Origin of the sequence: Stenotrophomonas sp. CC22-02, assembly GCF_004365115.1 — a bacterium.
GTDB lineage: Bacteria > Pseudomonadota > Gammaproteobacteria > Xanthomonadales > Xanthomonadaceae > Stenotrophomonas > Stenotrophomonas forensis.
In genome coordinates, this window is record NZ_SOCO01000001.1 from 92,780 (window position 1) to 112,760 (window position 19,981).

A 19,981-nucleotide genomic window follows, 5' to 3' on the forward strand; every position below is an offset into this window, starting at 1 on the left:
CTTACTCCATCACCCGGCGCCAGAAGCCGGATGAGAATCGGGGGTCGATGAAGCGGGAGAATGCTTCCCAGGCCGGGTAGGCCTGGCGGAACAATGCACCGGACATGCGCGCGTCCTTGGCCGGATAGACCGCGCCGCCGGCCTCGCTGACGATGCGGTCCAGGCGGTCGAGCATCTTCAGCAGATCCGGTCCGTCATTGGGGAAATCCAGGGCCAGCGTGGTACCGGGTCGCGGGAACGACAGCAGCCCCGGCGAAGGGCGTTCGCCGAACTCCTTCAGCACCGCCAGGAACGAGCCGCGTCCGCTGCGCGCGATCTCCGCCAGCAGGGCGGCGGTGGCGTCGCGGGCGACATCGGGCGGCAGGACGCACTGGTGCTGCAGGAAGCCGTGTGGGCCATACATGCGGTTCCAGTGATTGATGCCGTCCAGAGGATAGAAATAACTCTGGTAGTGCGACAGGTGGCGGGCGCGACGTGCTGGCTGGCGCCAGTAGTACAGGGTATTGAACGGACGCAGGGTGAGCTGATTGACCAGTGACACCGGCGGCACGAAGGGCATGCTGCGGCGAGGGGACGAGCCGGGCGCGGCCGCCCGTGCGTCGCCTGGTGCGTGGTCGCCACGCAGGAAGTGACCGCGGCCGAGTCTTGCTCCAGTGGCCAGGCAGTCGATCCAGGCAACGGTGTATTCAAAGTCGCTGGCAGATTCGCGTGACAGCTCGAAAAAGGCATCCAGGTTGTCGAAGCGGATCGATTCGGTTTCGATCCAGGGCCCTGGCACACGCCGCAGCTGCAGCTCAACCCAGGTAATGAACCCGGTCAGGCCGAGCCCCCCCAGCGTTGCGGCGAACAGTCCGCTGTCATCGGCAGGCGTGAGCTGCTGGCGTGAACCGTCGCTGCGCAGCAGCTCCAGGCAGCGCACGTGATGACCAAAGGTGCCTGCGCGATGGTGGTTCTTGCCGTGTACGTCGTTGCCGATGGCCCCGCCAACGGTGGCATATCGGGTACCGGGCGTGACCGGCAGGAACCAGCCGCGGGGCAGGGCGATGTCGAGGATGTCGGCCAGGGTCACACCGGCCTCGCAGCGCACGATGCCGGTGGCCGGATCGAAGCCGATGAACCGGTCCAGTGCGCGGCTGATCAGCAGCGAGGCATCCGGATTGAGGCAGCTGTCGCCATAGCTGCGGCCATTGCCATGCGGAAGCACCGTGCCGCCTTCCGGCGGCAACGGCAGCACCGACGCGCGGTCGAGCACCGGAATGATCTGCTGCTCGACGCGCGGGTAGCGGCCCCAGGATTGGCCGGACGCTGCACTCATATTGCAATCAGCACGATCAGTACGCACAGCCCGATGACGATCTGGCTGACACGGTCCGTGGCAGCGAACACGATTGGATCGTCATGCATGTCGCCACGGTGGGAGACAATCCACATGCGGCTGATCCAATACAGCAGAATCGGGCACAGCAGCCACAGCAGCTTGGGGTTGCCGTACAGCGCCAGGCTTTCCGGGCTGTTGATATACAGAGCAAACACCAGCACGCCGATGTAACCGGCGGCCGCACCCAGCGACTGCACCAGCGGCAGGTCGGCGACCGAGTAGCCACGGCCGATCGCCATTTCCTTGCCGCTGGCCAGCGCCGACGCCAGTTCGGTATAGCGCTTGAGCATGGCCAGGCTCAGGAACACGAACATCGAGAACGCCAGCAGCCAGAACGACAGTTCGGAGTTGATGGCCACCGCGCCACCGATGATGCGTACGGTGTAGAGCGCAGCCAGCAGCACGACGTCGATCATCACGATGCGCTTGAGTTTGAGCGAATAACTCAGCGTCATCACGTAGTAGCACAGCAGCACGCCCGCGAAGGCCGGGCTGCAGGCCAGGGCGAGGGCGAAGCCCGCCAGGGTGATCAGCGGAGCCACCATCAGGCCATGCAGCAGTGGCAACGTGCCGGCCGCGAAGGGCCGCTTGCGCTTGCGTGGATGCATGCGATCCGGGGTCAGGTCGAGCAGATCGTTGAGCAGGTACACGCCGGACGCACACAGGCTGAAGGCGAGGAACGCCGCGCCTGCATCGATGATTGAATCGAGATCGAAGAAGCGGTGCGCGGTCAGCAGCGGGACCAGCACCAACAGGTTCTTCAGCCACTGGTAAATGCGAAGCGCCTTGATCCACGTGATCAGGCCACCGTTCTGCGAGGGCAGGTGAGCCAGTACTTCGGTGTGCCTGGCTGCGGCGTTGGCCAGCCCTGCACCGTTGTTGACCACGATGGCGCCGCCGGCATGCGCCCACACCTGCAGGTCGACGCGGCCATTGCCCATGTAATCGAATCCGCGCTCGCCGAACCTTGCCGCCAGAGTCCTGCCCTTGTTGTGGCCGGAGAGGTTGGTATGGCCATCGCTGGCGATGACCTCATCGAACAGACCCAGGTAGTCGGCGATGGGTTGGACCAGAAGCTGGTCCGAGGCCGTGCAAAGCACGCGTGGCCGCTGCGTGGTATTGCGCAGCATGTCCAGCACCCTTTCGTCATAGGGCAGTGTCTCGGCGGGCAGTTGAACGCGCAGGGCCAGCTGGCGCTTGACCGAAGCCTTTCCGCCCAGCAGCCAGAACGGCAGCAGGAACACATAGAGCGGATTGCGCGCCAGTAGTGCAAGCAGTGATTCATACAGAATGTCGGAACGGAGCAGAGTGCCGTCCAGATCAACACAGAGCGCGCGGCGATTCTGAGCGTTCAAGACGAAGCAACTCCTGCAAACGTGCCGGGGCAATACATGGCGATGGGCGCCTCGCGCGTGGGATTCGACCAATCAGTATACGGATACATGTTGCAAGATCATGCGAAGGAGGGGACCTGTTTCAACCCGATCGCCGCGCTTCCAGGCCAGCCATGGCGGTCATTCCCACCAGGATCGCCAGCCAGAGGCTGGCGAGCCGGATACCGATCGCCGCCGTCAGTGCCACATCCAGGTTGGCACCGGTATGGGTGAGCATCAGGACGATCGCCGCTTCGGTAGTGCCCACGCCACCGGGGATGAAAGACAGGGCGCCTACCAGCATCGCCAGGGGGTAGATGGCTACAGCGTGCTGCCAGGCGAGCGTGATGCCCAGCGCGTGGCACAGCCAGGCGAAAGCAGCGGCAGTCAGCAGCCATGCTGCGGTGCCATGGGCCGCAGCTTTCAGGGTCAGGCCGGGGCGAAGCAGGGGACGCAGTGCATGGATTCCGCCGAGCAGGAACATGCATAGCTGGCGTAGCCTCCGGCTGGGCAGTCGCGCGACCACACCCCGTGCAAGCTGCTGGAGTGCGGAGCACCCCGCAGCCAGCCACACCCCCAGAATGACGGTCAGCACCACTGCGGTCAGGACGCCAAACAGGGGCACCAGGCCGGCAGCGCCGGTCGCCAGCAGGGTGATGACCAGCAGATCCAATGCGCGCTCATGGATGAACGTTGCAAGCGTGGTCTGCGGCGGTACGCCCCATCGGGAAAAATAGCGTATCCGGAGCAGCTCACCGGCCTTGCCGGGTGACGCGGTGAAGGCGAATCCCGCCAGATAGGCCGCCAGGCCTGGCCACCATGCGAACTTGGAGTGGCCCTGCACGTGCAGCAGCATGCGCCAGCGCTGGTATCGGACCCCGTAGCTGACCAGCTGCGCAGTTGCGCACAACATGAGAGGCGCGGCCAGGTCGCCCAGTCGTGAAAGCACATTCTTGTCGCGATCCAGGTACCACAAGGCCACCAGGTACACGACGGCAACGCCTGCCAACCATCCCAGTGCCCGGCCCCGTCGTGACGGGGCGGGCGCAGTGGTGGAGGCGCCTTCGCCCAACTTAAAGGGCTGCTTCCAGTTCCGGCAGGATCGCAAACAGATCCCCGACCAGGCCGATATCCGCGATCTCGAAGATCGGCGCATCGCCGTCCCTGTTGATGGCGACGATGGTACCGGCGTCCTTGATGCCGGTCAGGTGCTGGATCGCACCGCTGATGCCGACGGCCACGTACAACTCCGGCGCGATGATCTTGCCGGTCTGGCCGACCTGCAGGTCACTGGGAACATAGCCGGCATCGACGGCGGCGCGCGAGGCACCGACGGCGGCGCCGAGCTTGTCGGCCAGCTGGAAGATGACCTTGAAGTTCTCTTCCGAACCGACGCCGCGTCCACCGGAAACCACGCGCTTGGCGCTCTGCAGGTCCGGGCGGTCGCTGGCACCGGCGGCCAGGCCGATGAAGCGGGTGTGGGTCGGCAGCGCGGCATCGACGCTGGCCGCTTCAATGGCGGCACTGCCGCCCTGGGCGGCCTCCGGCCACGATGCGGCGCGCACGGTGGCGACCACAATCTGGTCGGCCGGGGCCTCGACGGTGATGATCGCGTTGCCGGCGTAGATCGGGCGCTTGAAGGTGTGGCTGCCTTCGACGCTCATCAGGTCGGAGACCTGGTTGACGCCGAGCAGGGCCGCCACGCACGGCATCAGGTCCTTGCCGAAGGTGGTCGACGGGCCGAACACGTGGGTGTAGCCCTTGGCCAGCTGCGCGATCTGCGGTGCCAGCACCTGGGCGATGGCCTGCGCATTGGCGGCGTTGGCCACGGTCAGGACCTTGGCGACGCCGGCGATCTTCGCCGCTTCCGCAGCGACGGCGGCCGGATCGGCGGCCAGCACCAGCACGTCGATGCTGGCACCGCTGATGGCGGCGGCGGCGCTGACGGTCTTGGCGGTGGCGGCATTGAGCTTGCCGTCGTGGTGCTCGGCGATGACGAGAATCTTGCTCATTACAGCAGCCCCTTCTGCTTGAGTGCGGCAACCAGTTCGGCTGCGTCCTTGACCATCACACCCTTGCTGCGCTTGGACGGCGCGGCGTAGTGGGTGGTCTTGAAGGTATCGGCGGCTTCAACGCCGAGGTCGGCCAGCTGCAGGGTCTCCAGCGGCTTGGCCTTGGCCTTCATGATGTCCGGCAGCTTGATGAAGCGCGGTTCGTTCAGGCGCAGGTCGGTGGTGACCACCGCCGGCAGGTCCACTTCGAGCGTTTCCAGGCCGGCATCGACCTCGCGGGTGACCGTGGCCTTGCCGTCGGCGATGTCCAGCTTGCTGGCGAAGGTCGCCTGCGGACGGCCCCACAGCGTGGCCAGCATCTGCCCGGTCTGGTTGGCGTCGTCGTCGATCGCCTGCTTGCCCAGGATCACCAGGTCCGGCTGTTCCTTCTCGATCAGCTTGAGCAGGGTGCGGGCGGCGGTCAGCGGCTGGATGGCCTGGTCGGTGACCACATGGATGGCACGGTTCGCGCCCATGGCCAGGCCGTTGCGCAGGTGCGCCTGGGCGTCGGCCGGTGCGATGGTCGCAACCACGACTTCGCTGGCGATGCCCTTGTCGCGCAGGCGCAGGGCTTCTTCCAGGGCGATTTCATCGAAGGGATTGGGGGACAGCTTGACGCCGTCGGTGACCACGCCGGAACCGTCCGGCTTGACCTGAATGCGGACGTTGTAGTCCACCACGCGCTTGTACGCGACGAGGATTTTCATCTGGTACGGGGTCCTTGTAGTGCCGGCCGCCGGCCGGCTCACATTTGCTGGGGGAACATCCGGTCCTGCAACAGCAACCGGTTCGGGGGTGGGATCCCGATTCTAGCTGGCCCGGCGCGACCATGCGAATGCGTATGGTGTGCTGCGGCGCAGCATGCTGCTCGGGAGGAGGCGTTCCTGAACCTGTCACGTTCACGTCATCCGGGCAGTCTGGAGCAAGCCTGCGATGTATCCTGTGTCGCTCTATCGGGCGCAGTGTGCGCTCCGGTAATGGAATATCGAACAGGAGAATGGGTAGTGCCCACATGGCTTGTCACCGGCGGCGCCGGGTTCATTGGCGGAAATTTCGTTCTCGAGGCGGTTGCTCGCGGCATCAAGGTCATCAATCTCGACGTACTGACCTACGCGGGCAACCTGAAGACCTTGGCCAGCCTGGACGGCAATCCCAACCATGTGTTCGTGCAGGGCGATATCGGTGACACCGCGCTGGTGACCCGGCTGCTGGCCGATCACACGCCGGACGCGGTGCTGAACTTCGCCGCCGAAAGCCATGTCGACCGTTCCATCGACGGCCCGGGCGCCTTCATCCAGACCAACGTGGTGGGCACGCTGGGCCTGCTGGAAGCGGTCCGTGACTACTGGAAGGCGCTGCCGGCAGAACAGGCCTCGGCGTTCCGCTTCCTGCATGTGTCCACCGACGAGGTGTATGGCACGCTGGGTGAAACCGGCAAGTTCAGCGAAACCACGCCGTATGCCCCGAACTCTCCGTACTCGGCGTCCAAGGCGGCCTCGGACCACCTGGTGCGTGCGTTCCACCATACCTACGGGCTGCCGGTGCTGACCACCAACTGCTCGAACAACTATGGTCCGTACCACTTCCCGGAGAAGCTCATCCCGCTGGTGATCGCCAAGGCGCTGGCCGGCGAGCCGCTGCCGGTGTACGGCGATGGCAAGCAGGTACGCGACTGGCTGTTCGTGTCCGACCACTGCGAAGCGATCCGCACCGTGCTGGCCAAGGGCCAGGTCGGCGAAACCTACAATGTGGGCGGGAACTCGGAGAAGCAGAACATCGAGGTGGTGCAGGCCATCTGTGCATTGCTGGACCAGCGCCGCCCGCGCGAGGACGGCCAGCCGCGCAGCAGCCAGATCACCTACGTGGCCGATCGCCCGGGCCACGACCGCCGCTACGCGATCGACGCGTCCAAGCTGAAGAACGACCTGGGCTGGGAGCCGGCCTATACCTTCGAGCAGGGCATTGCCTTCACTGTCGACTGGTACCTTGACAACCAGGAATGGGTCAACGGCGTGCTCGACGGCAGCTACCGCCTGCAGCGCATCGGCACTGCGGCCTGAATCCGGAAGAGAAAATGACGCAGCGTAAAGGCATCATCCTGGCCGGCGGCTCCGGCACCCGGCTGTATCCGATCACCAAGGGCGTCAGCAAGCAGCTGCTGCCGGTGTACGACAAGCCGATGATCTACTACCCGCTGAGCGTACTGATGCTGGCGGGCATCCGCGAGGTGCTGATCATCAACACCCCGCACGAGCAGGCGCTGTTCCAGCAGCTGCTGGGCGACGGCTCACAGTGGGGCATGGACATCCAGTACGCGGTGCAGCCGAGCCCCGATGGGCTGGCCCAGGCCTATCTGATCGGCCGCGACTTCGTGGCCGGCAAGCCCAGCTGCCTGGTGCTGGGCGACAACATCTTCCACGGCCACGGTCTGCGCGAAGTGCTGGGTAGTGCCGATCAGCGTAGCCATGGGGCCACCGTGTTCGGCTATTGGGTGAACGACCCGGAACGCTACGGCGTGGCCGAGTTCGATAAGAACGGCAAGGTCATCGATCTGGTCGAAAAGCCGGAGAATCCGCGGTCGAACTATGCGGTCACCGGCCTGTATTTCTATGACGGCAATGCCAGCGACTACGCGGCCGAGCTCAAGCCGTCGCCGCGCGGCGAGCTGGAGATCACCGACCTTAACCAGCGTTACCTGCACGAGGGAAGCCTGCACCTGGAAGCGCTCGGTCGAGGGTACGCCTGGCTCGATACCGGCACCCACCAGTCGCTGCTGGAGGCATCCAACTTCATCGAGACCATCCAGACCCGCCAGGGCCTGCAGGTGTGTTGCCCCGAAGAAATTGCTTTCGGCAAGGGCTGGATCAGCGCGGAACAGCTGGAAGCATTGGCCGCGCCGTTGATCAAGAACAGCTACGGCCAGTACCTGCACAAACTCGCATTGCGTGGAGTCGTTCCGTGAAAGTGATTGAAACCAAGTTGCCGGGCTGCGTGGTGATCGAACCGGCCGTGTTCGGCGATGCACGCGGCTATTTCTTCGAAACCTGGAATGCCGAGCGCTTTGCTGCTCTGGGCCTGCCGGACCGCTTCGTGCAGAGCAACGTGTCGACCTCGGCGCAGGGCGTATTACGTGGCCTGCATTACCAATGGCCGCGCCCGCAGGGCAAGCTGGTCAGCGTCCTGGAAGGTGAGGTCTACGACGTCGCCGTGGACATCCGTCGCGGCTCGCCAACCTTCGGGCAGTGGGAAGCGGTGGTGTTGAGCGCGGAGAACAAGAAGCAGTTCTGGATCCCGGAGGGCTTTGCCCATGGCTTTGCCGTGTTGTCCGAGCGTGCGGTGTTCAGTTACCTGTGCACCGAGGTCTATCTGAAGGACTTCGATGCCGGTGTCCGCTGGAACGACGCCGACATCGCGGTGGACTGGCCGGTGAGCGCACCAACGCTGTCGGCCAAGGACGAGAACGCGCCGTTCCTGAAGGACATCGCCGAAGACCGACTGCCGGTATACGCCGCATGACGGTGCTGGTGTTCGGTGGCAACGGCCAGGTTGGCCAGGAACTGCTGCGCGCGCTGGCGCCGCTGGGTGCGGTGATGGCTACCACCCGCAGCGGCCAGTTGCCCGACGGCAGCCCCTGCGAAGTGGCGGATTTTGTGCAGCCTGACAGCCTGACGGCACTGCTGGACCGCCTGCAGCCGACAGTGGTGGTCAATGCCGCCGCGTATACCGCCGTTGATCGTGCCGAGCAGGAGGCCGAAGCTGCCTTCGCTGCCAATGCGCAGGCGCCGGGCGTGATTGCGCGCTGGTGCGCGGCACATGATGTGCCGTTCGTGCATTACTCCACCGACTATGTGTTCGATGGCCAGGGCAGCGCGGCCTACCGCGAGGACGAGCCGACCGCGCCCTTGGGCGTGTACGGCACCAGCAAGCGCGATGGCGAGGATGCGGTGCGCGCGGCCGGCGGCCGTCATCTGATCTTCCGCACGGCGTGGGTGTATGCCTCGCACGGCGCGAATTTCCTGCGCACCATGTTGCGGGTGGGCGCCGAGCGCGATGCGTTGCGGGTGGTGGCCGACCAGATCGGTACGCCGACGCCTGCCGCGTTGATCGCCGATGTCACCGTGCAGGCGCTGCAGCATCCGGGGCAGCTGTCCGGGACCTGGCACCTGACCGCCAGCGGCCAGACCAGCTGGCATGGGTTCGCCGAGGCGATCTTCGCCGAAGCGTTGGCGGCTGGCGTGTTGGCCAAGGTGCCGACGGTCGAGGCGATTGCCAGTTCCGAGTACCCGACCCCGGCCAAGCGCCCGGCCTGGTCGGTGCTGGACAACCGCAAGCTGCAGCAGGACTTCGGCATCGCGTTGCCTGCATGGCAGGACGGCCTGAAGCGGGTGATGGCGGAGATTGCCTGACCCGGTAGGCGACGTGCCGACCAACGGTCGGCACCCACCCCGACCAACGGTCGGCAGCCACCAGCGGGCGCCGGGTCAACTGCGCCCGTAGGTATCCTCGAAACGCACGATGTCGTCTTCGCCGAGGTAGCTGCCGGACTGCACTTCGATCAGTTCCAGCGGCAGCTTGCCGGGATTGCGCAGGCGATGGGTCACACCCAGCGGAATGTAGGTGCTCTGGTTCTCGCTGAGCAGGATGACCTCGTTGCCTCGGGTCACCTCGGCGGTGCCGCTGACCACGATCCAGTGCTCGGCGCGGTGGTGATGCATCTGCAGGCTGAGCGTGCCGCCCGGCTTGACCGTGATCCGCTTGACCTGGAACCGCTCGCCGTTGTCGATCGAGTCGTAGGCGCCCCACGGGCGATAGACCTTGCGATGCCAGGTGGCCTCGCTGCGACCCTCGGCCTTCAGCTGTGCCACTACGGTCTTGACCTCCTGCATGCGGTCGGCCTTGCCGACCAGCACCGCGTCATCGGTCTCGACCACGATCACATCGTCCAGACCGACCAGGGCCACCAACCGCTGGGCGTAGGCGTAGGTGTTGCGGCAGTCGATGGCGATAACGTCGCCCTGGTGGGCGTTGCCATCGCCGTCCTGCTGCGAGACATCGCGCAGCGCGGTCCATGAGCCGACATCGTTCCAGCCGGCATCCAGTGGAATCACCACCGCATCGGCGGTCTTCTCCATCACTGCATAGTCGATCGAATCGGACGCAACCGCAGTGAAGGCGTCCTTGTCCAGGCGGGTGAAGTCGGCATCGCGGCGCGCCTGCTGCCAGGCCTGGCGGCTGCCGGCCAGCATGGCGGGATGGAAGCGCTCAAGCTCCTGCAGGTAGCGCGAGGCCTTGAACAGGAACATGCCACTGTTCCAGTAGTACTGGCCGCTGCTGACGTAACCGGAGGCGGTCTGCAGGTCAGGCTTTTCGACGAATCGCTCGACCGCGCGCAGGCCCCGCCCTTCGGCGGCCTTGATATAGCCGTAGCCGGTTTCCGGTCCGGTCGGCACGATGCCGAAGGTCACCAGCTTGCCGGCCTCGGCGGCACCGGCTGCGGCCTGCACCGCGCTGCGGAAGGCGGCCTCGTTGGTGATCACATGGTCGGACGGCAGCACCAGCAGCAGTGCGTCGCCACCGTCGCGGGTGGCTTCCAGCGCGGCAACGGCGATGGCCGGGGCAGTGTTGCGGCCGACCGGTTCAAGGATGATCGCGGCCGGCTCGGCGCCGACCTGCTGCAGTTGCTCGGCGGCGACGAAACGGTGTTCTTCGTTGGCGATCACCAGTGGCCCACGCGCGGCGATCGGCGCCACGCGCTTCCAGGTGGCCTGCAGCATCGTCAGCTCGCCCGCCAAAGGCAGGAACTGCTTCGGGTACGCCTCGCGCGAAAGCGGCCACAGGCGGGTACCGGATCCACCGGACAGGATGACGGGCTGGATGCTGCTCATGTGTTCCTCGGTTACTGCTGGATGAGGCGGGAAATATCGTCGGTGCGCGCCTGCATCAGCGCAGCATCGCCTCGGGCTTCAACGTTCAGGCGCAGCAATGGCTCGGTGTTGGAGCTGCGCAGGTTGAAGCGCCAGTCACCGAAATCTGCGCTGATGCCATCGGTGTGGTCCAGCACGGGCGACTGCGCCGCGAAGTGTTCCATCACGCGGGCGACGGCGGCCTTGGCATCGACCACCTTGAAATTGATTTCGCCGCTGCACGGGTAGGCAGCCATGCGGTCTTCGACCCAGTCGGCCAGCGAGCGGCCGCTTTCGGAGACCAGCTGGGCGATCAGCAGCCACGGAATCATTCCGGAGTCCGCATAGGCAAACTCGCGGAAATAGTGGTGGGCACTCATCTCGCCGCCGTACACCGCGTCTTCGGCGCGCATCTTCTCCTTGATGAAGGCGTGGCCGCTCTTGCACTGTACGGGCACGCCGCCGGCCTGCTCGACCATGTCCACGGTGTTCCAGACCAGGCGCGGGTCATGCACGATCTTGCCGCCCGGGTTGCGCGCCAGGATTGCCTTGGCCAGCAGGCCGACCAGGTAGTAGCCCTCGATGAAGCGGCCGGTATGGTCGAAGAAGAAGCAGCGATCGAAGTCCCCGTCCCACGCAATGCCGAAATCAGCACCGTGTTCGCGGACTGCATCGGCGGTGGCGGCGCGGTTTTCCGGCAACAGCGGGTTGGGAATGCCATTGGGGAAGCTGCCGTCCGGCTCATGGCAGATGCGGATGAATTCGAACGGCAGGTGCGGTGCCAGAAGATCGACGATGGCACCGGCGCCGCCGTTGCCGGCGTTGACCACCAGCTTCAGCGGGCGCAGCTTGCCGGCATCGACGTAGCTCAGCAGGTGCTGGATGTACGCACTCTTGTCGTGCTGGGCGCTCTGCCCGGCGCGCGGCGCCTGCGCCTCGGAGGTATCGGCGGCAACCGCATCGGAAATCGCGAACAGGCCGGTATCGGAGCTGATCGGACGCGCGTTTTCCTTGACCAGCTTCATCCCGTTGTAGTCCATCGGGTTGTGGCTGGCGGTGACCATCACGCCGCCGGCCGCACCCAGGTGGTCGGTCTGGAAATAGACTTCCTCGGTGCCGCACAGGCCGATATCGATCACTTCGCGCCCGGTACCCCGCAGGCCTGCAGCCAGCGCGTCCTGCAGCGCAGGGCTGGTCAGGCGCACGTCGTGGCCCAGTACCACCGGGCCCGGCGCAAGCTGCGCCGCCAGCGCCACGCCGATGCGGCGGGCCAGCGCTTCGTTCAGTTCTTCCGGCACGCGGCCGCGGATGTCATAGGCCTTGAAGGCGGGCAGGGGCATCGATCGGATCCTTGGGGAGCTCAGCCTGCGATTGTAGTCCCAGTCCTGTATGGGAATCGTTTCCATGCCGCAACGCCACGTGACCGGTGGCAGTGCTGGCCTAGAATGGGCGGATTACATCAACGAGGTGAGGGCGTAGATGAGCAACCCGGCAACGACCGGCGGAAAGCGCAGCAAGCGCTTCGCCAGCGCGGCGGAGGCCCTGCAGGGGGTGGTCGCCGATGGCCAGACCCTGGCCGTGGGCGGCTTCGGTCTGTGTGGCATTCCCGAGGCGCTGATTGCCGCCCTGCGCGACAGCGGTGCCAAGGGCCTGACCGTGATCTCCAACAATGCCGGTGTCGATGGCTTCGGCCTGGGCCAGCTGCTGGAAACCCGCCAGATCAAGAAGATGATTTCGTCCTACGTGGGCGAGAACAAGGAATTCGAGCGGCAGTTCCTGGCCGGCGAACTGGAGCTGGAGTTCAACCCGCAGGGCACCCTGGCCGAGCGCCTGCGTGCCGGTGGCGCGGGTATTCCGGCGTTCTTCACTGCCACCGGTTTTGGCACGGTGGTGGCCGAAGGCAAGGAAACCCGCGAGTTCGACGGCAAGCACTACGTGATGGAGACCGCGCTGCGCGCTGACGTGGCGCTGGTCAAGGCCTGGAAGGCCGATGAGGCCGGCAACCTGGTGTTCCGCAAGACCGCGCGCAACTTCAACCCGGCCTGTGCGATGGCCGGCAAGGTCTGCATCGTGGAAGTGGAAGAGGTGGTGCCGGTCGGTGCCATTGATCCGGACCAGGTGCACCTGCCGGGCATCTACGTGCACCGCATCGTGCACAACGCACACCCTGAAAAACGCATCGAACAGCGCACCATCCGCGCGGAGGGCAACTGACATGGCGTGGACCCGTGATGAGATGGCGGCCCGCGCTGCCCAGGAATTGACCGATGGCGCCTACGTGAACCTGGGCATCGGCCTGCCGACGCTGGTGGCCAACCACATTCCCGAAGGCGTGGATGTGTGGCTGCAGTCGGAAAACGGCCTGCTTGGCATTGGCCCGTTCCCCACCGACGCTGAAGTCGACGCCGATCTGATCAATGCCGGCAAGCAGACCGTCACCGCGCGTGCCGGTGCCAGCTACTTCGGCAGCCACGACAGCTTCGCGATGATCCGCGGTGGTCACGTCAACCTGGCCATCCTCGGCGCCATGCAGGTGACGGCGAAGGGCGACCTGGCCAACTGGATGGTGCCCGGCAAGATGGTCAAGGGCATGGGCGGTGCGATGGACCTGGTGGCCGGCGTGCAGCGCGTGGTGGTGCTGATGGAGCACACCGCCAAGAACGGCGAGCACAAGATCCTGTCCGAATGCACGCTGCCGTTGACCGGCGTCGGTGTGGTCGATCGCATCATCACCGACCTGGCCGTGTTCGACGTGACCGACAAGGGCCTGCTGCTGGTGGAAGCGGCACCGGGCGTCAGTGATGACGAGTTGGCGGAAAAGACCGGCGTGCCGTTCCAGCGCGCCTGATTGATGTGAACAGGGGGCGCTTGCGCCCCCCTCGTTTGCCCTCAACTGCGCCGCGCGTAGGCATATTCGCCGTCGTTGTTGTCGGCCTCACCAAGGCACGCTGCCGCCGTTGCGATGCGCAGTCCGGCGTGTTCGCAGCAGGCGCCGAACGCGCGTTCAATGGCATGCGCCAGCGTCCCGTCGACCTGGCCCTGTTCGGAATCGAAGTCGCTGCGATACAGGTGCGCGTCCAGCAGCGGGCGAAGTGCCTGAAGCCGCCACCAGCCCATGCTGCCCGCACCAAATTGGCTGGCGTCTATGGGTTTCCTCAGCCCGAGCCGCGTCTGCAGTCGTGTCAGCGCAGGACCGTTACCACCTACGAAATCGGCAACGGGCAGCAGATGCCCTTCCGCCACCACCATGCCCAGGCCGGGGTCGGCCTGGAACACGGCGTGGATGCGCGCGGCACGTCCATCCTGTATCAGGCGCTGCAGCAGTTCCTGCCGCCACTGGTCCCCATTGTTGCGATGGGTCGAGCGCTTGGTGTGCAGCTTCAGCACAACATCATGATCCGCCTGCATCAGCCGCTCGGCGACCTGCAGGAAGGGAAGAATGTCGCGGCCATGGTTGTCCACGGCAATGACGTCACCTTGCAACCCGTGATCCAGCAGGGCGCGCCGGACCTGGTCCAGCTGGTGCTCCGGGGTGGTCACCACGATGGTCCAGTCCAGGGCGGCATCGCGCAGCGCGGACAGTACCTCCGGCAGGGTTTCCAGATACCAGGCGTGAACGTGCACTGCCGGTTGCTGACGCAGTGCCGGAGCCGATATCAACGCATTGCGCGTAGCGTGCAGCCAGGCATGCCCGAGGCGTGCGTCCGGTTCCAGTACGGCGCCTTCGGCCCACTCGTTCCAGGCATTGATGAAGACCATTCGCTGCGTCTGCGGTACTGCGGACAGGCGTTCATGGATCGTGGTGCGCAGCCAATCGCGGTAGCCACGCGGTGACGCGTGCAGATACACGCGGCCGCGGCCGGAGCGCCGTGCCTCGTTGTCCCAGCCCGGATTCACCCCGGGATAGAGCGGATAGTCCGGTAGCGGCCGGGCTGCGATCTCTGCGGCCAGTTCGCGCCAGTCGCGGACATCGCCGTTGAACGCCGGATTGAGCAGCCATTGCTGTGCCGACAGGGAACGCGGGTTGCTCATGTTCGGCGGGAATTCCACGGCGGCATCGAAGCCGATGTCGCGGGGATCCGGCCGTTCAAAGCCCTGTACGTAGGCCAGGTGGATCTCACCGACACCGTTGTCGCGGCACCAGCTACGCCAGCGCCCGGCGGTCGCATGGGCGTCGGGCAGCAGGTGCGGGCGATAGACGAGCAGCATCGGCCGCCCCTCCACCTTCAACGCGCGCCGGTCGCGCAGGTAAGGCGCGACATGGGCGATGAAGGCCAGATCGTCCTCTGCGCTGTGCTGCTGGCCGATCAGGATGTCCTCATCGCGGCCATCCCAGCGTCGTGCCCAGTTTTCGTTGGCCCAGCACAGGCAGAACGGCAGATCGATGCTGTCGTCGGCCAGCCACTGACGCAGCGGGTCCTCCATCAGGGTACGGCCGCTGAACCAGTAGTAGTAGAAGCAGAACGCGCCGATGCCGTACTCAGCGGCGAGGCGCGCCTGGTCACGCATCACCTGCGGGTTGCGCAGGTCGTAGAAACCCAAGTCTGCAGGCAGACGCGGCTGGATGTGGCCCTCGAACTGCGGCAGGGCGCGGGTCACATTGCGCCACTCGGTAAAGCCCTTTCCCCACCAGGCATCGTTCTCCGGGAACGTGTGGAACTGCGGCAGGTAGAACGCGACCAGGGTTGCCGGCATCGAGGTGGGTAACGCCTGCTGCTGCCATGTGCGATGGCCGATCGCGGGCTCGTCGGCACGCCAGCGCAGCTGTGCGCTTGCACGCGGGCCAGCGGAATCCTGTTGACCCTTTGGTGGGGGCGGAACCCAGTCGCCATGCCGCGCCAGCAGGCGGGTACGTATCCGGTCACGCTGCGCCTGGGACAGTGGCATGGCCCGGAACACGGCGCGCAGCAACGGGAACAGCGACTGGCGCACGCTCATCGGGCGAGGCCCCGCGGAGGAGGGCAAGCGGAGTGAATCAGCATAAGGGCGACGGTCATGGGTTCATTTTCGGTGCTGGCGGCCGCGACGGCAAACGCCAGCATGCTAGCGTGTAGCCATGTTGTTCCCCCACGACCTGCCCGATGCCCATGTCCAGCACCTGCCGGGCTGGCTGGCTTCGGCTGACGCCGACCGGCTGATGGCCGCGCTGCAGGCCGAAGTGCCATGGGAAGTCCATCGCATCCGCATGTTCGGCAACTGGGTGGATTCGCCGCGGCTGAGCTGCTGGATCGGCGACCCACAGGCCCGCTACCGTTACTCCGGTGCCGAGTTCGTGCCACACCCCTGGCCACCTGTGTTGCAGGCCCTGCGTGAGCGCCTGCAGGCCGCGGGCATCGGTCGCTTCAACAGCGTGTTGCTGAACCGCTATCGCGCCGGCACTGACCATATGGGCTGGCACAGCGATGACGAGCCCGAACTGGGCCCGGCGCCGGTGATTGCGTCGCTGAGCCTGGGGGCGGCCCGGCGTTTCCTGCTGCGGCGGCGAGACGACACGACGCGCAAGGCAGAGTTCCTGCTTGGCCATGGCGATCTGTTGTTGATGGCCGGACAGACCCAGCGGTTCTACCAGCACGCGCTACCGAAGATGGCGCGGGTGCTGGGAGAGCGCATCAACCTGACGTTCCGCTGGATTGCGCCGCGCTGATGGGCGGCCGCCGGGCATCGCCCGGCGCTACCGGGGCTTGGGGTCAGCGCGTGACGCCCGGCTGGTCGGCCTGCCCGCTCACCAGCGTCCAGCCGACCACGTCCTGTGCCAGCTGCTGCAGGCCGCGTTCGAACGCGGCAGTGACCGCCGGGACGTCGGTGCTGCCGACCGGCTGCGCCTGGCGGAAGGTGCGGTCGGCGACCACGCGCTGGTCAGCGACGTGGATCAGCTTGGCGTTGACCTCGATGACCACGGTCGGCGTGGCCTGGCCCTGGTAATCCGATTCGAAGCGGCGCACGTCGGTGGACAGCTTGTAGTCGGCCCGGATGCCCGCGCTGCTGCGCGCCACGCCGCGGATGCGGCCGGAGTCCTCGAAACCGCGCAGCAGGGTGTCCTCGATCATGTCGGTGGCCGGCTGTGCCCAGCTGGCGCCCTTGTAGATCTCCATCTGCGACGGCGTCGGGCGCACGTTGATGCGCGGGCTGTCGACCATGCGCGCGGCGCTGGGCTTGGCCAGTACCAGCTGCCAGCTGGCCTGTGGCCATGTCGGATCCGCCTTCACCTGCACCGCAGGCGAGTACAGGGTCACTGCGGTTTTCTCGCTGCTGCCAAGGATGGAGCAGCCGCCCAGCAGGGTGACCATCGAGGCGGCCAGCAGCAGGCGCGGAAGGGTGGTCGTGCTCATTTGGGTTCGAACTCCTTCGGTGCGTCGCGGCCCAGCAGGTAGCGCGCGGGGTTGTTCTCGAGGCGGTCGCTGACCCGGCGCAGGTCGCGGATCAGGCCACGCAGCTCGGTCAGCGTCGGGCCAAGCTGGCCGAGGCCGTCGTTGGCGAAGCTGTTGATCGCCGCGCGGTTCTCGCCCAGGATCGAATCGGCATTGCCGGCGGCCGAGTCGAGCTTGCCCAGCGTGGCGTCGAGCTTGTCGATGATGCCCGGCAGCTGCTGCACCAGGTTCTTGTCCAGGCGCTCGATGGTGCCGTTGGTGGTCTTCAGGGTGGTGTCCAGGCTGCGTGCGGCATCGCGCGCGCTGAGCAGCAGTGCCTGGGTGCCCTGGTCACGGTCGGCAAGGCCACCACTGATGGTTTCAAGATTGGCCAGCGTTGCGTTGATCGAAGCCACGTTGCGGTCGCTGAGGATCTGGTCCATGCGCTCGACGATGCGGTTGGCCACGTCAGTGATGTTCTGCAGCGCCGAGGGCGTGGTCGGGATGATCGGTGCCGGGTCCTTGTTGACCGTGGTCAACGCCGGCGACTGCGGCGTGCCGCCGCTGAGCTGGATGATCGACGGGCCGGTGAGGCTGGTGATCGCCAGCTTGGCGCGGGTATCGGTCTTGACCGGCGTGGTCGAGTTCAGGCGGATGCGTGCGACCACCTGGCGCGGATCGTCCGGCACCAGGTTCAGCTCGGTGATCGAACCGACTGCGATGCCGTTGTACTGCACCGGGCTGCCCACCGACAGGCCGGTCACCGCTTCGCGGAACACCACGCGGTATTCCTGCCAGGTACGGTCGGAGGAGTACTTGGCGGCCCACAGGCCGAAGGCCAGCAGGGCCAGGCCGGTGATCAGGGTGAACGCGCCGATCAGCACGTAATTGGCTTTGGTTTCCATGGCTCAGGCACTCTCGATCTGTTCGCCGCGCGCAGCACGCGCGCGCGGTCCGTGGAAGTATTCCTGGATCCACGGATGATCCAGTTTCTCGATTTCCGGCAACGGTGCATTGGCCACCACCTTGCGGTCGGCCAGCACGGCAACGCGGTCGCAGATGGCGTACAGCGTGTCCAGGTCGTGGGTGATCAGGAACACGGTCAGTCCCAGCGCTTCCTGCAGGGTCTTGATCAGACGGTCGAACGCGGCCGCGCCGATCGGGTCGAGGCCGGCGGTGGGCTCGTCCAGGAACAGCAGCGGCGGATCCAGCGCCAATGCGCGGGCGAGGCCGGCGCGCTTGCGCATGCCGCCGGACAGCTGCGACGGCAGCTTGTTGATCGCGTCGGCGGGCAGGCCGGCCAGCTTCACCTTCAGCAGCGCCAGTTCGTAGTGCCAGCGCTCGGGCAGCTCGCGGTGGTGCTCCTTCAGCGGCACCTGCACGTTCTCGCCCACGGTCAGCGAGGAGAACAGGGCACCGTCCTGGAACAGCACGCCGGTGTTGCGCTCGATGTGCAGGCGGCTCTCGGCATCGTCGGCACGCGCGTCGCGGCCCAGCACTTCGATCTGGCCTTCGTCGGGCGTACGCAGGCCGAGGATCGAGCGCATCAGCACCGACTTGCCGGTACCGGAGCCGCCGACCACGCCCAGGATCTCGCCGCGGCGCACGTCCAGGTCCAGGTCCTCATGCACGGTCTGGCTGCCGAAGCGGTTGACCAGGCCGCGCACGCGGATCGCCAGTTCATGGCCCTGGTCGTCACGCATGTCGAGGATTTCGGGGCGGGCGGATGTGCTCATGTCACCAGTCCATGTGCATGAACCACAACGCCGCGAAGGCGTCGATGATGATCACCAGCGAGATCGTCTGCACCACGCTGGAGGTGGTGCGTTCGCCGACCGACTGCGCGGTGCCTTCCACCTTCAGTCCTTCCAGGCAACCGATCAGGCCGATGACCAGCGCGAACACCGGTGCCTTCGAGAGGCCGACCAGCATGTGCCGCACTTCCATCGTCTCGTGCATGCGCGCGATGTACATCTGTGGCGGGATGTCCAGGTCGAATGCGCCGACGGTGATACCGCCGGCGAGGCCGGCGACCATGGCGATGAAGGTCAGCAGCGGCAGGGTCACCAGCAGCGCCAGCAAGCGTGGCAGCACCAGCAGGTCGACCGGGTCCAGGCCGAGGGTGCGCATCGCATCGATCTCTTCGCGGGCCTTCATCGCGCCAATCTGCGCGGTAAAGGCGCTGGCGGTGCGGCCGGCCAGCACGATGGCGGTCAGCAGCACGGCGAACTCGCGCAGGAAGGCGATGTTGACCAGCTCGACGACGTAGATCTCGGCGCCGAAATCGCGAAGGATGGTCGAGCCGAGGAAGGCGATCACCGCGCCGACCAGATAGGACAACAACGCCACCAGCGGTACCGCATCCAGCCCGACCTGCTCCATCTGGTGCACGGTGGCGGTCAGCCGGAAGCGGCGGGGTTCCTTGACCAGGCGCGCGGCCTTGACCAGGTTCTCGCCGAGGAAGCTGCATAGCGCCTTGATGTTGTGGCCGGTGGCATGGACGCTGACACCCAGACGCTCCAGTGCCGCCAGCACGCCGAAGTCGCGCTTGGGCTTGGGCCGGTCGTCGGCGACCTCTTCGATGGTGCAGACCAGCGCCTGGTGGTCCTGACGGAACTGCAGCGCGTCTTCGCCGAGATCGGCGCGATGCGCCACGCGCAGCACCTGCAGCACGCCGGCCGAATCCATCTGCTCGATGCCGGTGGCATCGATGCCGGTCAGTTTTTCGGGAACGCCGCGCAGGACTTCGGCCGCGGCCAGCGCGGTTTTCAGGGTCCAGGTGCCGGACAGGCGGATCAGGCCCGGGTCATGGGCGTCCTGTTCGAGCTGGGGGGCGAGGTTCGGGGTCACTTGGGCCATTCGGGTCGCAGCATAACCGGTCTGTCTTGGGCATCGCGTCGAACTCGGATGAATTTCTCCGGTAAGGCCC

19 protein-coding genes are annotated in these 19,981 nt (G+C 66.0%); 7 read left to right on the forward strand and 12 right to left on the reverse strand.

Annotated elements, in window-relative coordinates; genetic code table 11:
• Window position 1 precedes the first annotated feature (1 nt).
• From N440_RS00420 to N440_RS00440, 5 genes are all read right to left on the reverse strand, one after another.
• Complete coding sequence (locus N440_RS00420; protein ID WP_133933737.1) at window positions 2-1,315, reverse strand: FAD-binding oxidoreductase; 1,314 nt, start codon at window positions 1,313-1,315, stop codon at window positions 2-4.
• Window positions 1,312-2,733 carry a UbiA family prenyltransferase gene (locus tag N440_RS00425; RefSeq protein WP_133933738.1) on the reverse strand — a complete coding sequence of 474 codons (1,422 nt, stop codon included), beginning with the start codon at window positions 2,731-2,733 and terminating at the stop codon, window positions 1,312-1,314. Before N440_RS00425 ends, N440_RS00420 begins: the two co-directional genes overlap by 4 nt.
• 121 nt (window positions 2,734-2,854) lie before the next feature.
• Entirely contained in the window at window positions 2,855-3,823 is a 969-nt protein-coding gene (locus N440_RS00430) for a lysylphosphatidylglycerol synthase transmembrane domain-containing protein (RefSeq protein ID WP_279587418.1), read from the reverse strand.
• Window position 3,824: 1 nt separating this feature from the next.
• Window positions 3,825-4,763, reverse strand: a complete 939-nt coding sequence (locus N440_RS00435; protein WP_133933740.1) for an electron transfer flavoprotein subunit alpha/FixB family protein — start codon at window positions 4,761-4,763, stop codon at window positions 3,825-3,827.
• The gene (locus N440_RS00440; RefSeq protein ID WP_133933741.1) at window positions 4,763-5,509 is read right to left on the reverse strand and encodes an electron transfer flavoprotein subunit beta/FixA family protein; all 747 of its coding nucleotides are present in this window, start codon (window positions 5,507-5,509) and stop codon (window positions 4,763-4,765) included. Before N440_RS00440 ends, N440_RS00435 begins: the two co-directional genes overlap by 1 nt.
• A 297-nt stretch (window positions 5,510-5,806) precedes the next feature.
• Here N440_RS00440 and rfbB point away from each other — a divergent pair, with 297 nt between their 5' ends.
• From rfbB to rfbD, 4 genes are read left to right on the forward strand one after another with little or no spacing between them, the layout of a single operon-like run.
• Window positions 5,807-6,862 (forward strand): dTDP-glucose 4,6-dehydratase, encoded by a 1,056-nt coding sequence (gene rfbB / locus N440_RS00445; RefSeq protein WP_133933742.1) that lies wholly within the window; start codon window positions 5,807-5,809, stop codon window positions 6,860-6,862.
• A 14-nt stretch (window positions 6,863-6,876) separates the two neighbouring features.
• The gene (rfbA, locus tag N440_RS00450; RefSeq protein WP_049458173.1) at window positions 6,877-7,764 is read left to right on the forward strand and encodes a glucose-1-phosphate thymidylyltransferase RfbA; all 888 of its coding nucleotides are present in this window, start codon (window positions 6,877-6,879) and stop codon (window positions 7,762-7,764) included.
• Window positions 7,761-8,318, forward strand: coding sequence for a dTDP-4-dehydrorhamnose 3,5-epimerase (gene rfbC / locus N440_RS00455; protein ID WP_133933743.1), 558 nt, complete (start codon window positions 7,761-7,763; stop codon window positions 8,316-8,318). The genes rfbA and rfbC overlap by 4 nt, the downstream gene beginning before the upstream one ends.
• Complete coding sequence (gene rfbD, locus N440_RS00460; RefSeq protein ID WP_133933744.1) at window positions 8,315-9,208, forward strand: dTDP-4-dehydrorhamnose reductase; 894 nt, start codon at window positions 8,315-8,317, stop codon at window positions 9,206-9,208. Before rfbC ends, rfbD begins: the two co-directional genes overlap by 4 nt.
• A gap of 75 nt (window positions 9,209-9,283) precedes the next feature.
• On the opposite strand, the gene N440_RS00465 is transcribed toward rfbD, so the two are convergent.
• Window positions 9,284-10,687 (reverse strand): mannose-1-phosphate guanylyltransferase/mannose-6-phosphate isomerase, encoded by a 1,404-nt coding sequence (locus tag N440_RS00465; protein ID WP_004154105.1) that lies wholly within the window; start codon window positions 10,685-10,687, stop codon window positions 9,284-9,286.
• Between the two features lie 11 nt (window positions 10,688-10,698).
• Window positions 10,699-12,045: a phosphomannomutase gene (locus N440_RS00470; RefSeq protein ID WP_133933745.1), complete on the reverse strand. Its 1,347-nt coding sequence runs from the start codon at window positions 12,043-12,045 to the stop codon at window positions 10,699-10,701.
• A 139-nt stretch (window positions 12,046-12,184) separates the two neighbouring features.
• On the opposite strand from N440_RS00470, the gene N440_RS00475 reads away from it, so the two are divergent.
• Window positions 12,185-12,919, forward strand: a complete 735-nt coding sequence (locus tag N440_RS00475) for a CoA transferase subunit A (protein WP_004154108.1) — start codon at window positions 12,185-12,187, stop codon at window positions 12,917-12,919.
• Between the two features lies 1 nt (window position 12,920).
• Window positions 12,921-13,553, forward strand: a complete 633-nt coding sequence (locus N440_RS00480) for a CoA transferase subunit B (RefSeq protein WP_133933746.1) — start codon at window positions 12,921-12,923, stop codon at window positions 13,551-13,553.
• A gap of 41 nt (window positions 13,554-13,594) precedes the next feature.
• Here N440_RS00480 and N440_RS00485 read toward each other — a convergent pair whose 3' ends face one another.
• Window positions 13,595-15,643 (reverse strand): glycoside hydrolase family 99-like domain-containing protein, encoded by a 2,049-nt coding sequence (locus N440_RS00485; RefSeq protein WP_133933747.1) that lies wholly within the window; start codon window positions 15,641-15,643, stop codon window positions 13,595-13,597.
• Window positions 15,644-15,761: 118 nt separating this feature from the next.
• Between N440_RS00485 and N440_RS00490 the strand changes: the two genes are divergently transcribed.
• Window positions 15,762-16,349 (forward strand): alpha-ketoglutarate-dependent dioxygenase AlkB, encoded by a 588-nt coding sequence (locus tag N440_RS00490; protein WP_133933748.1) that lies wholly within the window; start codon window positions 15,762-15,764, stop codon window positions 16,347-16,349.
• 43 nt (window positions 16,350-16,392) lie between these two features.
• Here the strand turns inward: N440_RS00490 and N440_RS00495 are convergent, their stop codons facing one another.
• The 4 genes from N440_RS00495 to N440_RS00510 are packed head-to-tail and all read right to left on the reverse strand — an operon-like array spanning window position 16,393 to window position 19,911.
• The gene (locus tag N440_RS00495; RefSeq protein ID WP_133933749.1) at window positions 16,393-17,034 is read right to left on the reverse strand and encodes an ABC-type transport auxiliary lipoprotein family protein; all 642 of its coding nucleotides are present in this window, start codon (window positions 17,032-17,034) and stop codon (window positions 16,393-16,395) included.
• On the reverse strand, window positions 17,031-17,957 hold the full coding sequence (locus N440_RS00500; protein ID WP_004154114.1) for an MlaD family protein: 927 nt from the start codon (window positions 17,955-17,957) through the stop codon (window positions 17,031-17,033). The genes N440_RS00495 and N440_RS00500 overlap by 4 nt, the downstream gene beginning before the upstream one ends.
• A 3-nt stretch (window positions 17,958-17,960) precedes the next feature.
• A complete protein-coding gene (locus N440_RS00505) occupies window positions 17,961-18,788 on the reverse strand; it encodes an ABC transporter ATP-binding protein (protein ID WP_133933750.1) in 828 nt (275 codons plus the stop codon).
• Between the two features lies 1 nt (window position 18,789).
• Window positions 18,790-19,911 carry an ABC transporter permease gene (locus tag N440_RS00510; RefSeq protein ID WP_004154116.1) on the reverse strand — a complete coding sequence of 374 codons (1,122 nt, stop codon included), beginning with the start codon at window positions 19,909-19,911 and terminating at the stop codon, window positions 18,790-18,792.
• Window positions 19,912-19,981: the final 70 nt, after the last annotated feature.

Excerpts from the sequence above, each read along its gene's own strand:
- N440_RS00470 (WP_133933745.1), bottom strand. The coding sequence starts at position 12,045 with ATGCCCCTGCCCGCCTTCAAGGCCTATGACATCCGCGGCCGCGTGCCG.
- N440_RS00420 (WP_133933737.1), bottom strand. The coding sequence starts at position 1,315 with ATGAGTGCAGCGTCCGGCCAATCCTGGGGCCGCTACCCGCGCGTCGAG.
- N440_RS00465 (WP_004154105.1), bottom strand. The coding sequence starts at position 10,687 with ATGAGCAGCATCCAGCCCGTCATCCTGTCCGGTGGATCCGGTACCCGC.
- N440_RS00495 (WP_133933749.1), bottom strand. The coding sequence starts at position 17,034 with ATGAGCACGACCACCCTTCCGCGCCTGCTGCTGGCCGCCTCGATGGTC.
- N440_RS00475 (WP_004154108.1), top strand. The coding sequence starts at position 12,185 with ATGAGCAACCCGGCAACGACCGGCGGAAAGCGCAGCAAGCGCTTCGCC.
- N440_RS00435 (WP_133933740.1), bottom strand. The coding sequence starts at position 4,763 with ATGAGCAAGATTCTCGTCATCGCCGAGCACCACGACGGCAAGCTCAAT.
- N440_RS00505 (WP_133933750.1), bottom strand. The coding sequence starts at position 18,788 with ATGAGCACATCCGCCCGCCCCGAAATCCTCGACATGCGTGACGACCAG.
- N440_RS00440 (WP_133933741.1), bottom strand. The coding sequence starts at position 5,509 with ATGAAAATCCTCGTCGCGTACAAGCGCGTGGTGGACTACAACGTCCGC.
- N440_RS00500 (WP_004154114.1), bottom strand. The coding sequence starts at position 17,957 with ATGGAAACCAAAGCCAATTACGTGCTGATCGGCGCGTTCACCCTGATC.
- N440_RS00490 (WP_133933748.1), top strand. The coding sequence starts at position 15,762 with ATGTTGTTCCCCCACGACCTGCCCGATGCCCATGTCCAGCACCTGCCG.
- N440_RS00485 (WP_133933747.1), bottom strand. The coding sequence starts at position 15,643 with ATGAGCGTGCGCCAGTCGCTGTTCCCGTTGCTGCGCGCCGTGTTCCGG.
- N440_RS00480 (WP_133933746.1), top strand. The coding sequence starts at position 12,921 with ATGGCGTGGACCCGTGATGAGATGGCGGCCCGCGCTGCCCAGGAATTG.
- rfbD (WP_133933744.1), top strand. The coding sequence starts at position 8,315 with ATGACGGTGCTGGTGTTCGGTGGCAACGGCCAGGTTGGCCAGGAACTG.
- rfbA (WP_049458173.1), top strand. The coding sequence starts at position 6,877 with ATGACGCAGCGTAAAGGCATCATCCTGGCCGGCGGCTCCGGCACCCGG.
- N440_RS00510 (WP_004154116.1), bottom strand. The coding sequence starts at position 19,911 with ATGGCCCAAGTGACCCCGAACCTCGCCCCCCAGCTCGAACAGGACGCC.